11 protein-coding genes are annotated in these 13646 nt (G+C 73.1%); 8 read left to right on the top strand and 3 right to left on the bottom strand.

Annotated features, from left to right (window positions below; all coding sequences use genetic code 11):
• Nucleotides 1-167 precede the first annotated feature (167 nt).
• From AC5L3Z_RS11765 to AC5L3Z_RS11740, 6 genes are all read left to right on the top strand, one after another.
• The gene (locus AC5L3Z_RS11765; protein ID WP_494841573.1) at nt 168-1778 is read left to right on the top strand and encodes a protein kinase family protein; all 1611 of its coding nucleotides are present in this window, start codon (nt 168-170) and stop codon (nt 1776-1778) included.
• A gap of 43 nt (nt 1779-1821) precedes the next feature.
• Nucleotides 1822-2601, top strand: coding sequence for an RNA polymerase sigma factor SigM (gene sigM / locus AC5L3Z_RS11760; RefSeq protein ID WP_494841572.1), 780 nt, complete (start codon nt 1822-1824; stop codon nt 2599-2601).
• Nucleotides 2598-3590 carry an RsmA family anti-sigma factor gene (locus AC5L3Z_RS11755; RefSeq protein ID WP_494841571.1) on the top strand — a complete coding sequence of 331 codons (993 nt, stop codon included), beginning with the start codon at nt 2598-2600 and terminating at the stop codon, nt 3588-3590. The genes sigM and AC5L3Z_RS11755 overlap by 4 nt, the downstream gene beginning before the upstream one ends.
• Nucleotides 3591-3781: 191 nt before the next feature.
• The gene (trxB, locus tag AC5L3Z_RS11750; protein ID WP_494841570.1) at nt 3782-4735 is read left to right on the top strand and encodes a thioredoxin-disulfide reductase; all 954 of its coding nucleotides are present in this window, start codon (nt 3782-3784) and stop codon (nt 4733-4735) included.
• Between the two features lie 33 nt (nt 4736-4768).
• A complete protein-coding gene (gene trxA, locus AC5L3Z_RS11745; protein WP_334533769.1) occupies nt 4769-5092 on the top strand; it encodes a thioredoxin in 324 nt (107 codons plus the stop codon).
• Between the two features lie 207 nt (nt 5093-5299).
• Entirely contained in the window at nt 5300-6457 is a 1158-nt protein-coding gene (locus AC5L3Z_RS11740; RefSeq protein ID WP_494841569.1) for an N-acetylmuramoyl-L-alanine amidase, read from the top strand.
• A gap of 25 nt (nt 6458-6482) precedes the next feature.
• On the opposite strand, the gene AC5L3Z_RS11735 is transcribed toward AC5L3Z_RS11740, so the two are convergent.
• Nucleotides 6483-7148 (bottom strand): GNAT family N-acetyltransferase, encoded by a 666-nt coding sequence (locus AC5L3Z_RS11735; protein ID WP_334533763.1) that lies wholly within the window; start codon nt 7146-7148, stop codon nt 6483-6485.
• A gap of 279 nt (nt 7149-7427) precedes the next feature.
• On the opposite strand from AC5L3Z_RS11735, the gene AC5L3Z_RS11730 reads away from it, so the two are divergent.
• Both AC5L3Z_RS11730 and AC5L3Z_RS11725 read left to right on the top strand, forming a co-directional pair.
• Nucleotides 7428-8738 (top strand): aminotransferase-like domain-containing protein, encoded by a 1311-nt coding sequence (locus tag AC5L3Z_RS11730; RefSeq protein WP_334533760.1) that lies wholly within the window; start codon nt 7428-7430, stop codon nt 8736-8738.
• Between the two features lie 7 nt (nt 8739-8745).
• Nucleotides 8746-9744 (top strand): D-alanine--D-alanine ligase family protein, encoded by a 999-nt coding sequence (locus tag AC5L3Z_RS11725; RefSeq protein ID WP_494841568.1) that lies wholly within the window; start codon nt 8746-8748, stop codon nt 9742-9744.
• An 82-nt stretch (nt 9745-9826) separates the two neighbouring features.
• Here the strand turns inward: AC5L3Z_RS11725 and AC5L3Z_RS11720 are convergent, their stop codons facing one another.
• On the bottom strand, nt 9827-10762 hold the full coding sequence (locus AC5L3Z_RS11720) for a hypothetical protein (RefSeq protein WP_494841567.1): 936 nt from the start codon (nt 10760-10762) through the stop codon (nt 9827-9829).
• Nucleotides 10763-12612: 1850 nt separating this feature from the next.
• A complete protein-coding gene (locus AC5L3Z_RS11715; RefSeq protein WP_494841566.1) occupies nt 12613-13623 on the bottom strand; it encodes a ParB/RepB/Spo0J family partition protein in 1011 nt (336 codons plus the stop codon).
• Between the last annotated feature and the right edge of the window lie 23 nt (nt 13624-13646).

The raw sequence follows: 13646 nt of genomic DNA, 5'->3' as shown, positions 1-13646 counted from the left end.
AACCGGACAAGGTGCTCCTTACCCGGCACCTGGTCGGCACCGGCGGGAAGATGACATGTCGGTATGACGGCCAGTCCGGGTAAGGTCGCACTCGACGGATGCGGCAGGTGGCCGACGCTCGCGTCGACGCCGTCGGCCGGTTCCTTCAAGGCGGAGCGGGAAGCCACATGCCCAGCAGCGCGGGTCCATCGATCGACACGATCACCGAGGGAGGACTGGTGACCCAGGTCGGCGAGGGTCAGGAGGCGGAGGAGACTGCTCCGCCCGTCATGACCTTCGGTGCTCCCACGGCCGGTGAGATCCTCGCCGAGCGGTACGAACTGGTCGAGCACATCAACAACGACAGCGCCGGGCGACTGGTGTGGCGCGGAGTCGACGTCATCCTGCGCCGGCCGGTGGCGGTCGTGCTTCGCTACCCGGGCGGCGACTCGGCCACCGAGATGCTCCAGGCGGCGGTCGCCGCCAGCCGGGTCATCCACCCCAACCTGGTCGGCGTCTACGACGCGATCGACGAGGACGACCGCGCGTACGTGGTGCGCGAGTGGGTCGACGGTCGGTCCCTGCGGGAGCTGGTGGCCGACGGTCCGCTGGACCCGGCCCGCGCCACCGCCGTGGGCAACGCGGTGGCCAGCGCGCTCGCCTCCGTGCACGCGACCGGGATGGTGCACGGCAACGTGCACCCCGGCACCGTGATGATCAGCGACGACTCCCGGGTGGTGCTGGCCGACGCGCGGACCGACGGCGCGGACAGCCAGGAGAACGACATCCGGGCGGTCGGCGGCATCCTGTACTTCGCGCTGACCGGGCACTGGCCGCACGCCGAGGCCCCGCTGCACGGCGCGACCGCCGGCCACGGCCGTGCCGCCATCCCGGACGCGGTCCGCGACGCCAGCGGCGCGATCGCCGCCCCGCGGCAGGTGCGGGCCGGCGTACCGGCCTACCTCGACGACCTGACCATGGACCTGCTCGACGCCGAGATCGCCCCGCCGTCGTCGGACGTGCTCGCCGCCGAGCTGGGCCGGCTCGACATCCCGGCCGAGGACCACTTCCTCGACCAGACCGGCACGATCCGCTTCACCGCCGACCCCGGCGACGATCCCTCGCCGCTGGCCGCCGCGGGTGGCCGCAAGGTCGCGATCGGCATCGCCGGCCTGCTGGCCGTCGCCCTGGTCGGCCTGCTCATCGGCATCAGCGCCCTGGGCGGCGACGACAAGTCGCCCGACACCGAGCCGGTGGCCCGGCCGACCAACAGCGCCCCGTCCAGCGCGGCCAGCGCCCCCGCGCCCGCCGTGCGCAAGCTCAACATCGAGGACGTCCGGATCATCGACCCGGACAGCGGGGACCGCGCAGAGGTGCGCGACGCCGAGAAGGTGATCGACGGCGACGAGGACGAGGGCTGGGAGACCCAGAGCTACCGGAACAACGGCAAGTTCGGCGGCTTGAAGAAGGGCATGGGGATCTGGATCGACCTGGGCCAGCCGCGCACGGTCAAGTCGTTGCAGGCGGTCCTCTCCTCGACCGGAGCCTCCGCCGAACTGCTCGCCGGTGAGAGCGACTTCGCGTCCAGCTCCACGGGCGACAAGCAGCTCAAGGCGGCCTACACGACCCGGATCGGGCAGCCGTTCGAGGAGCACGACGGCACCAAGATGACCTTCAACGGCTTCGACGCCGACAAGACGTACCGCTACCTGCTCTTCTGGATCACCGAACTGCCGGAGAAGGACAGCGGGGACGGCTGGAAGCTCGGCGTGCAGGAAATCACGGTCCAGGGCTCGTGATCCCCCCGGCGCGACCCCGGCACCGCCTCCCCCGGACGTGGTGATGGCCGGTCGCGGTGGGGGGACGCCCGACCCGGCGGCCGGGGGCGACCCGGCGCCGGTGGTCACCCCGCGTGCCGTACCGCCGGCCGAGGCGAGCGACATCGAGCTGCTCCGGGCGCACGTCGCCGGTGACCGGGACGCCTTCACCGAGCTGCTCCACCGGCACCGCGACCGCCTCTGGGCGGTGGCGCTGCGTACGCTCGGCGACCGCGAGGAGGCGGCGGACGCGCTCCAGGACGCGCTGCTCTCCGCCCACCGCGCCGCCGGCCGGTTTCGCGGCGACTCCGCCGTCACCACCTGGCTGCACCGGATCGTGGTGAACGCCTGCCTGGACCGGATCCGGCGGCGCCAGGCCCATCCGACCGTGCCACTGCCGGACGGTACGCGCACCGACCAGGACGGCCGGCTCACCGGCGGGGTCGAACCCGCCGCCCCGGCCACCGACCACGACACCGCCCTGGTGGTCCGGCAGGCCCTCGCGGCGCTGCCGGTCGAGCAGCGCGCCGCGCTCGTGCTGGTCGACGTGCAGGGCTACCCGGTCGCCCAGGTGGCCCGGATCCTCGGGGTGGCGGAGGGAACGGTCAAGAGCCGCTGCGCCCGCGGCCGTGCCCGGCTGGCGGTCCTGCTCGGGCATCTGCGCACCGGCTCGACCGGCGGCCCGGCGGTCGGCGACCCCGCTCGGAACGTGCCGGGCGTCACCGTCGGGAACCGACGGGCCCCGGAAGGCGTCGGATCGGGGTCGGGGCGGTCCCGGCAGGATGCCCACCAGGAGGAGACGTGACGGCCCGGGAATTCAGGGAGGTCGACCACGACCTGCTCGCCGACTACGTCGGTGGGGCCCTGGCCGGCACCCCAGACGAGGTGACCGTCGCCCGCCTGGTCGAGGCGGACCCGGCCTGGGCCCAGGCGTACGCCGAGCTGGCCCCCGCGGTCGCCCTGGTCCGCGCCGACCTCACCGCCTGGGCCGAGCCGGCGCCTGAGATGCCGCTCGCCGTGCTCGACCGGCTCACCGCGGCGCTCGCCGGCGCCGGTCCGGCCGCTCCCGCCGACGCCACGCTCGCGGGCACCGACCGGGTCGGGCACGACGCCCGACCGACCCCTCCCGGCGTACCGGCCCAGGCCGGTGGCGCGGCACGGCGTACCGGTGGGTCCCGGCCGGACGACGGGCGCACCGGCGCGGCCGGACCGGGGCGGCGGCGCCGGCGCTGGTCCCGACTCGCCGGCCCGGTCGCGCTCGCCGCGGCCTCGCTGGTTGCCGGCGGCCTCGGCATCGGCCAGCTGCTCGACCACTCGGGCACCGCGGACACCGCCGCCACGACGATGGCCGGACCGTCCGCCGAGGACGCCGCCGCGCCGTTCCGGTTGACCACCGAGCCCGGGCGCAGCGGCACCGACTGGACCCCGGAGACGCTGGCCGGCGTTTCGTCCCGGTCGGCGCTGCCGAAGGCCGCGAGCGCCGGTCCCGGCCCGCAGCCGGGAGTGGGCTCGGTGGAGGGGGCGCCGGACAGGAGGCGTCCGGCCTTCGCCAACGGGCTCGACCGGCTCAGCGACCGGGGTGCGTTGGACGTCTGCCTCGGCGAGATCTCGGCCGAGCACGGCCGTGGGCCGGTCACCGTGGACCTGGTCGACTACGCCTCCTTCCGGGGGGAGCCGGCGCTGGTGGTCCGCTTCGCCGACCCGTCCGGGCAACACTGGACCTGGGTGACCGGGGCGGAGTGCGGCGTACCGGGCTCCGGCGCGGACACCCGGTGGCAGGCGCGGGTAGGGTGAGTTCGCGGCCACGGGCGTCCGCCGCCGCGTGACGTGACCCACCGGACGACCGGCTCGGGAATCCCCGGTTCGTACGATGACGTTCTGCAAGTCAGTCGCCGCCGTCGCTGAACGGTCGGCACTCGGATCGGCATCGTCCCGGCGGCAGTTCAGCCGGTACGGATGGCGAACACACACATCGGGAGACGGCAGTGGACGAGGTCCGCAACCTGATCATCATCGGCTCCGGGCCGGCCGGCTACACGGCGGCGGTCTATGCCGCCCGTGCCAATCTCAAGCCCCTCGTCATCGAGGGCGTGCAGTCCGGTGGCGCGCTGATGACGACCACCGAGGTGGAGAACTTCCCCGGCTTCGCCGACGGCATCCTCGGCCCCGAGCTGATGGACAACATGCGCAAGCAGGCCGAGCGGTTCGGCGCGGAGTTCCTCACCGACGACGTCACCCGGGTGGAGCTGAAGGACACCGGCCAGATCGGTTCCGACGCGGTGAGCACCGTGTGGGTGGGCGAGACCGCCTACCGGGCCCGGGCCGTCATCCTCTCCACCGGTTCGGCGTGGCGGCCGCTGGGTGTCCCCGGCGAGCAGGAGTACCTCGGCCACGGCGTGTCGTCCTGCGCCACCTGTGACGGTTTCTTCTTCCGCGGCCAGAACATCGTGGTGGTCGGTGGCGGGGACTCCGCGATGGAGGAGGCCAGCTTCCTCACCCGCTTCGCCGACTCGGTCACCATCGTCCACCGGCGCGACTCGTTCCGGGCCAGCAAGATCATGGCCGACCGGGCGCTGGGCAACGACAAGATCAAGGTCGAGTGGAACAGCACCGTCGAGGAGATCCTCGGCGAGGACGGCAAGGTCAGCGGGGTCCGGGTCCGCAACGTGCACACCGGCGAGACCAAGGTGATGGACGTGACCGGCGTCTTCGTCGCGATCGGCCACGACCCCCGCAGCGAGCTCTTCCGCGACCAGGTGGAGGTCGACGGCGAGGGGTACGTGAAGGTGCAGGCGCCCAGCACCCGCACCAGCATCCCCGGCGTCTTCGCCGCCGGTGACCTGGTGGACCACACCTACCGGCAGGCGATCACGGCGGCCGGCACGGGCTGTGCCGCCGCGCTGGACGCCGAGCGCTTCATCGCCACGATCCAGGGCTGAGAGACACGAACCGAACGTCTGAGGAGGGTCATAGTGGGAGCAACGAAGGTCGTCACCGACGCGAACTTCGACACCGACGTGTTGAAGTCCGACAAGCCGGTGCTGGTGGACTTCTGGGCCGAGTGGTGCGGGCCGTGCCGCAAGGTGTCGCCGCTGCTGGAGGAGATCGCGGGCGAGATGGGTGACCAGGTCACCATCGTCAAGCTCAACATCGACGAGAACCCGGAGACCGCCCGCGCCTACCGGGTGATGTCCGTGCCGACCCTGACCATCTTCAAGAACGGTGAGCCGGTGCAGTCGATCGCCGGTGCCAAGCCCAAGGGCGAGCTGGTCCGGCTGATCGAGTCGGCGCTCTGAGCCACCGCGACACCGGAACCCCGCACCCGACCGGGTGCGGGGTTTCGTCTTTCCAGCGGCGGTGACCTGCGCGAACCCGGACCGGCCGGCAACCGGCCACGGTACGCTCCGTAGGCATCCGCTCGGCGGAGAGCGCCATCGTCGCAAGTCCCGGTGGGCGTGAGGAGAGCGTGGCGCCCGACCAGGCAGCAGCAGAGGGGGTCGTGCGTGCGTCCGATCCGACCCGGTGACCGTGGACCCGCCGTGACGGAGATCCGCACCGTCCTGACCGGCCTCGACCTGCTCCCGTCATCGACCGGCGACGAGTTCGACGTCGCCACCGAACGCGCCGTCCGCGCGTTCCAGCAGTCCCGGGGGCTCAGCGTCGACGGGCGGGTGGGCGCCGAGACCTGGCGCGCCCTGGACGCCGCCCGCTGGCGGCTGGGCGCCCGCACCCTCTACCACGCGGTGCCCGAACCCCTCACCGGCGAGGACGTCCGTTCGCTCCAGGAACGCCTCCTCGAGATGGGGTACGACGTGGGTCGCGCCGACGCCATCTACGGCGTCCGCACCTCCCGGGCGGTGGCCCAGTTCCAGCGCGAGGTGGGGCTCAAGCCCGACGGCTCCTGCGGACCGCACACCATGAGCGCGCTGCGCCGGCTCGGCCGCAAGGTGGTCGGCGGCCGACCGCAGTGGCTGCGCGAGTCCGACGCCATCCGGCAGTCCGGGCCCACCCTGGTCGGACGGACGGTGGTCATCGACCCCGGCCACGGCGGCACCGACCCGGGGGTGGTGGTGCCCGAGGGGCCGCTGCGCTGGATCGAGGCGGAGATCGTGCACGACCTGGCCAGCCGGCTGGAGGGACGACTCGCCGCCGCCGGCGTCCGGGTGCAGCTCACCCGGGGCCCGGCACCGGAGAGCTGCCTGCCGGACACCGAACGGGCGCAGCTGGCCAACTCGCTCGGCGCCGACGTGTTCATCTCCCTGCACACCGACGGGCACGCCAACCCGGAGGCGGAAGGTGTGGCCACCTACCACTACGGCACCGACAACGGCGTGAACTCGGCGACCGGGGAGCGACTCGCCGGGCTGGTGCAGCGGGAGATCGTCGCCCGGACGGGGCTGCGGGACTGCCGTACCCACGCCAAGGCGTGGGACCTGCTGCGGCTGACCAGGATGCCGGCGGTACGGGTGGAGGTCGGCTACCTGACCTCGCCGAAGGACCGGGAACGGCTGGTGGACCCGCGGTTCCGGGACCGGGTGGTGGAGGCGATCGTGGCCGCCGTACAGCGGATGTTCTTCCCGATCGAGCGGGACGTGCCAACCGGCTCGATCGACGTGAGCGAGCTGCGGGCGGTGGTGGCCGCCGGCGCGGTGGTCGACTGAGCCGCCGTCGTGTCCCGCCGGCGGATCAGCCGGCGGTGGACCGGGTGGCCGGGGCGGGGCGTACCGGGCGCAGCAGCGTCTCCGGGCTCATCGAGCCGAGCAGCTTCTCCAGCGCGTACTCGACGTCGGACTTCCAGCTCAGGGCGGTGCGCAGCTCCAGCCGCAGCCGCGGGTAGCGCGGGTGGGGGCGGACGGTCTTGAAGCCCACCGAGAGGAAGAAGTCGGCCGGGGCGACGCAGGCGCGGGTGGCGTCGTCCCCGTCGCCGAACTTCGCGTCACCGAACGCCTCGATCGCCTTGATGCCGCGCTTGGTCAGATCCCGGGCGACACCCTGCACGAGCATCCGGCCCAGCCCGCCACCGGCGAACGAGGGCACCACGTTGGCCGTCATCAGCAGCGCCGCGTCGGCGGAGACGGGGGAGGTGGGGAAGGCCATCGAGCGGGGCACGTAGGCCGGCGGGGCGTACATGACGAAACCGGCGGGCATGCCGTCGACGTAGACGAGCTTGCCGCAGGAGCCCCACTCCAGCAGGGTCTGGGAGACCCAGGCCTCCTTCTCCAGCCCGGGATCACCGGCCGCGCAGGCCCGGTCGGCGGAGACCGGGTCCAGCTCCCAGTAGACGCACTGCCGGCACGGGCGGGGCAGGTCTTCCAAGGTGTCGAGGGTCAGACTGACCAGACGTCGCGACATTGGCGCATCCCCACAATAGGCTCGGAGGTGGAACCAGCGCGGCTTCCTGCCCCCGACGAGCGATCGTACGCCGCCAACCGACCGTACGGGAGGGGACGCGCGAACAGCCACCCGACTCGGGGGGCCGGCCCGGGATGTGGACCCCGCCCGAAGTCGTGACGGCCGGCGGCGCCGATCCCGACTACGATCGGGTGACCGGCGTCCCGCGCCGCCATGGTCGACGGCACCGCGGGTACCACACCGGCCGGGACCCGACCGACACCCGATCGAGGTGATGTCATGACCGGCACGACGCTCGACGACTACACCGACCGGTACGCCCGACGCGTCCGCGGGATGACCGCCTCGGAGATCCGGGCGCTCTTCGCGGTGGCCAGCCGGCCGGAGGTCGTCTCGCTCGCCGGTGGAGCCCCGTACATCGCCGCGCTGCCGCTCGACGCGGTCGGCGAGATGCTCGGCCGGCTGGGCTCGGAGCACGGCGTCACCACCCTCCAGTACGGCATCGGCCAGGGCACCCTGGAGCTGCGCGAACGGATCTGCGAGGTGATGGCGCTCTCCGGGATCGACGCGGCCTGCGGCGCGTCACCCGAGGACGTGGTGGTCACCGTCGGCGGGCAGCAGGCGCTCGACCTGGTGGCCCGCCTCTTCCTGGACCCGGGGGACGTGGTGCTCGCCGAGGGCCCGACCTACGTCGGCGCGCTCGGGGTGTTCCAGGCCGCCCAGGCCCAGGTCGCGCACGTCCCGATGGACGACGAGGGGCTGATCCCCGAGGCGCTGGAGGTGGCCATCGCCGACCTGGCCCGCGCCGGCCGGCGGGTGAAGTTCCTCTACACCATCCCGACCTACCAGAACCCGACCGGCGTGACGCTGAGCGAGGAGCGCCGCGAGCGGGTGCTGGACATCTGCGAGCGCGCCGGCCTGCTGGTGGTCGAGGACGACCCGTACGGCCAGCTCGGTTTCGAGGGTGAGGCGCCCGCGCCGCTGCGGGCCCGCCGCCGCGACGGCGTCTTCTACCTGAGCACCTTCTCCAAGACCTTCGCCCCCGGCCTGCGGGTCGGCTGGATCCTCGCCCCGCACGCGGTCCGCGACAAGCTGGTCATCGCCAGCGAGGCGCAGATCCTCTGCCCCAGCGGCTACGCGCAGGCCGCCGTGGCGACGTACCTCTCCACCATGCCGTGGCGGGAGCAGCTGAAGGTCTACCGCGAGGTCTACCGGGAGCGGCGGGACGCCATGCTCGCCGCGTTGGAGGACCTGATGCCCGCCGGCACCACTTGGACCACCCCGGCCGGCGGTCTCTTCGTCTGGGCGAACCTCCCCGACGGGCTGGACGCCAAGGCGATGATGCCGCGCGCCATCGCCGCCCGGGTGGCGTACGTGCCGGGCACCGGCTTCTACGCCGACGGCTCCGGGACCGGCAACATGCGGCTCAACTTCTCCTTCCCGTCGCCGGAGCGGATCCGCGAGGGGGTGCGCCGGCTGGCCGGCGTGATGGAGCAGGACATCGCCATGCGGCGCGTCTTCGGCGCGGTCAGCCCGGCCGGCCGTCGCCGGCAGGGCGGCGCGGACGCGCCGGGACCCGACTTGGCATGATTCCGGGATGGCTGTCACCTCCGCCGAGCGATCCCTCGTGACCGACCCTGCCGCCATCACCGACCTGCACGTGCTGGTGCTCGCCGGTGGGCTCTCGTACGAACGGGACGTCTCGCTGCGCTCCGGCCGCCGGGTGCTCGACGCGCTGCGCGCGGTCGGGGTGGAGGCGGAGCTGCGGGACGCCGACGTGGCGCTGCTCCCCGCGCTGGCCGCCGATCCGCCGGACGCGGTGGTGATCGCGCTGCACGGCGCGACCGGGGAGGACGGTTCGCTGCGCGGCGTCCTCGACCTCTGCGGGGTTCCGTACGTCGGCTGCGACGCCCGCGCCTCCCGGCTGGCCTGGGACAAGCCGTCGGCCAAGGCGGTGCTCCGCGAGAACGGCATCCCCACGCCCGACTGGGTGGCCCTGCCGCACGACCGCTTCTCCGAGCTGGGTGCGGTGGCGGTGCTGGACCGGATCGTCGACCGGCTGGGCCTGCCACTGATGGTGAAGCCCGCGCAGGGCGGGTCGGGCCTGGGCGCCGCCGTGGTCCGGGACGCCGCGGCACTCCCGGCCGCCATGGTCGGCTGCTTCGCGTACGACTCGACCGCGCTGGTCGAGCGGTACGTGCCCGGCATGGACGTGGCGGTCTCCGTGGTCGACCTGGGTGACGGGCCGCAGGCCCTGCCGCCGGTGGAGATCGTGCCGCGCAACGGCGTGTACGACTACGCGGCGCGCTACACGGCCGGCCGGACCACCTGGCACGCGCCGGCCCGGCTGGACCCGGCCGTCGCCGGCACGGTCGCCGAGGTGGCCCTCGCCGCGCACAGCGCGCTGGGGCTGCGCGACCTCTCCCGGGTGGACCTGATCGTCGACTCCGACGGCAGGCCACACGTGCTGGAGCTCAACGTGTCCCCGGGCATGACGGAGACGTCGCTGCTGCCGCTGGCGATCCAGGCCGCCGGCCTGGACTTCGGGCGGGTGCTCGGGACGCTGGTCGGTCGGGCCGCCGCCCGCCGCTCCTGACGCGTCTCCCGCCGGCGGTGGCCGCGCGGCCGACCCACGCGACCGGCCCGGGCGTCGAGGACTCCGGGCCGGCCCGTCGGGGCTAGCGGGTCGAACCGCCGTCCGGGATCGGCGCCCGCTCCTCGTTCCCGGCATCCTCGATGCTGCTGGCGTCGTCGGCCTCGTCCCCGGTGTCCCGGTCGGCCTCTTCGGCCTCGTCGGCGTCCTCGGTCCCGCCGGCGTTCTCGCTCTCGGCGTGGTCCTCGGATTCGGCGTGGCCGTCGGGGTCGGCGTCGTCCTCGGGATCGGTCTCGGTGCTACCGGTGTCGGAGGCGTCCCGGGTGTCGCCCTCGTCGTCCGCCGGTACCGGGATCTCCTCGTCCGCCTCGATCACCGAGACGGGCTCCTCTTCGGCAGCGGCCGCCTGCGCGGACGACTGCGCGGAGAAGCTCGACGGCGCCTGCCACTGGATGCGGGGTGGTTCGGCCAGCGGACGCCCGCCGAACTCCGCCAGCCAGGCGGCGACCAGGGCCAGGTTCTCCCGCCACTGAGCTTCAGAGATGGGCGGGAGGATCGAGTCCCAGAGGGAGAGGAAGGTCCCGCGCAACTGGAGCCGGCCGTACGGGCGGGCCAGGAACCACATGTGGAGGTGGGCGGAGCCGTCACCCCAGCGGTTCACGTGGACCCGGGCGACGCCGTCCAGCGACCGGATGGCGCGCTCCAGTCGTACCGTCATCACGCCGAGCTCGGCGGCGAGCAGGTTGGGCAGATCGCCCAGGTCGAGGTGGGAGCGGGATTCCAGGATCAGCACCATCGGCAGGCCGGTCGGCCGGTCCATGGCGCGAACCCGCCATCGCTCGCCCACCCAGATGTAGGCGTCGTCCGGGGCGTTGCAGGCGGTGCATTCCCGGTGCCCCTCACCCTTGCGGGGAGGCTCGACCGGGACCGGATCCTCGAGGTGCTTGACGCGGAGGTCGCCCTCGAAGGGGAACGAGGGCCACTGGGTGAAGTCCGGGACTGAGGGAGGGGTGTCGTGCACGACGCTGACCCTAACCGAGTGAGCGACCGCTGTCCCTCCCTGAGGAGGGGCGATCATGAGGTCGCCCCATGCGGTTCCGAGGGCTCACGGAGAGCGGTCGGCGGGCGTCGGGGCGAGGTTGTCCACAGGCTGATGAGATCACCAACACACCCCGTCATCCACAGGTCAGGGCACTGTTTTACGCGCGGTTTCACGTGAAACGGGGGGTGCCTGTGGACAAGGCCTGTGGATAACCATGCGGCTCCTCCACAACGTTCGTCACAGGGTTCCCAGGCCCGTCTCTCCTAACGACCGGCAGGGCGCTCGGCTGCTGCCTCGGGCGGCAGTTCTGTCGACGGGAAGCTCTCCCGCCGGGCGGAGACGGCGTGCGACGAGTTGGTGAACCGGGGTCAGCGGTGAGCGGTTGGGTCGAGGTGAGCAGGGCGGCCGGCTACGCCTGAGTGGACGGGGCGGGGCGTGGTGAGGTCGTGCGGGCGAGGGCGGCGTGCGGGCATGCGTGCGAACCCGGGCCGTGCCGAGCCGGCGGGCCGCCGGCGGGCCGAGCCGCGGACCGAGCCGGCGGACCGGGGCAGGGCGAGCCGGCCAGTCGCCAGGAGGCCGGGAGCGAGTGGGCGGAGGCCCTTGGGCGGCGGCCAGCGCGGCCTGGAACCCGGGTGCGCGCCGGAGAGGCCACCGGCCGGCCTGGTTCCACGTGAAACGACGAAAAGTCCTCGTCCTGTCCCGGCGGCGCCGCACCACGAAGTCGCACGGCTCGTCGCGACCGTTCGCGCCGGCCTCCGGGCCGCAGCTCGGACAGGGGCGCCGCACGGCACCCACCGAGATTGCCGCTCGGGGAGCAGGAGTGAACCGTGGTGACGTCGCCGCTCGGGACAAGGTCGGAGCCAGGCGCTAGCCCTCGCCGCAGGAGCGGAGCGGGCGACAGCGCCACCTGGGGCGGTAATGACAAGGGGGAGCACCCGGGTCAGCTCGGGGCCGCTGGACGGCCGAGAGGGGCACAGACCTGGCAGACCGAAAAGTGGGCCGGCAGCGAAGCGGCCGCCACCTCAGACGGCGGGGTGAGCGAGGGTCGGTCCGGAGGCGGTCCCAGCGCCACCATCGGGCAGAGGGGGCCGGTGTCCACAGCCGCGGCACCCTCTGCGCCCTCGCCCGCGCGGGCCGGTGTCCATAGGCGCGGCTCCACCATCTGCGCCCTCTTGCGGCCTCTCTCCCCCTCCGCTCGCCCGCGCCAGAGATCGCTCGCCCCGCCCTGTTCCACGTGAAACGAAGAGAAGCAGCGAACGCGTCCGAACGATCCAACGCCGAACCAACCGCCATCTGCCGCCAGGTAGCCGGGGAAGGGCCACACCCGGATCGGGCTGCCGTCGCCGCGCCAGGACTGATTTCAGTGGGAGGGTCCTGGGTCGCCTGTCGGCGGCGAGGAGGTCCTGCCCCAACCCTGCGGCCTGGGGGTCGCTCAGCAGGCTTCTGAGCGGGCGGAAGCGGTATGCCGCAGCGAGGACGGCTGGACACGTCACGTCCCACGTACCGGCGGGGCGCTATCGCCTGACTCGAACCGATCGCCCTAGCGACGTGCCCGCAGTCCTGCCGAGGGGAAGACAGGTGACGGCACCGTTGGAACCGCCGTCAGGGGACCCGAGATGTCGGGCTACCCCGCCGGCTCTGCCGGAGCGTTTCACGTGAAACCGCCGCACTCCTGGTGACCTGATTCGCAACAGCCTGGCCGACCCGGCCGCCGGGACGCCCAAGCGCGGGCGGGGCCACACAATCTCGTCCAGGCGGAAGGTCCGAGAAGCAGACCGGCCGCGCCCCCTGAGGAGGACGCGGCCGGTGCCGACAACGGGTAGGGAGGATCAGCCCTCGGGCTCCTCCTGCTCGACACCGATGATGCCGACGATCCGCTCCAGGTCGTCGACCGTGGCGAACTCGATGGTGATCTTGCCCTTGCTCCGGCCGATGTCCACCTTCACCCGGGTGTCGAACCGGTCGGAGAGGCGGTCGGCCAGGTCGGTCAGCGCCGGGGCGTGCGCCTTGGTCCGGCGCTTGGCCGGAGTCTTCGCCGGTCCCTCGCTGAGCGCCAACGCCACGATCTCCTCGGTCGCCCGGACCGACAGCCCCTCGGCGACGATGCGGAGGGCGAGTTGTTCCTGCGCCTCCGGCTCGTCGAGGCTCAGCAGCGCCCGGGCGTGCCCGGCGGAGAGCACGCCGGCCGCCACCCGGCGCTGCACCTGAGCCGGCAGGTTCAGCAGTCGGATGGTGTTGGAGATCTGCGGCCGGCTCCGACCGATGCGTCGCGCCAACTCCTCGTGGGTCGCCCCGAACTCCTCCAGCAGCTGCTGGTACGCGGCGGCCTCTTCCAGCGGGTTCAGGTTGGCCCGGTGGATGTTCTCCAGGAGCGCGTCCCGGAGCATCGCGTCGTCCTTGGTGTCCCGGACGATTGCCGGGATGTTCTCCCGGCCCACCGCCTGAGCGGCCCGCCACCGGCGCTCACCCATCACCAGTTCGTACTTCTCGCCGTCGAGCTGGCGTACGACGATCGGCTGGAGGAAGCCCACCTCCCGGATGGAGGTCTTCAGCTCCTCCAGGGCCTCCTCGTCGAAGACCTGCCGGGGCTGCTTCGGGTTGGGCAGGATCGCGTCGACCGGGATCTCGGCGAAGCGGGCACCCGGTACCGGGCTCAGCTCCGGCTCCGGCTCGACCGACACCGCCGTCACCGGCGGGGCCACGGCGTGCGTCTCCACCGTCGGGTGCGCGTCGTCGACCTCGGCCGGCGAGACAACGCTCGTCGGCGCCTCCTGCACCGGGCTGGTCGGGATGAGCGCCCCGAGTCCTCGACCCAGACCGCCACGGGGACGGTTCTTCATGCGACGCCTCCCAGCGACTTTTC

The sequence above is a fragment of the Micromonospora sp. LZ37 genome (assembly GCF_059359015.1).
This window is presented reverse-complemented; position numbering and strand designations above follow the sequence as displayed.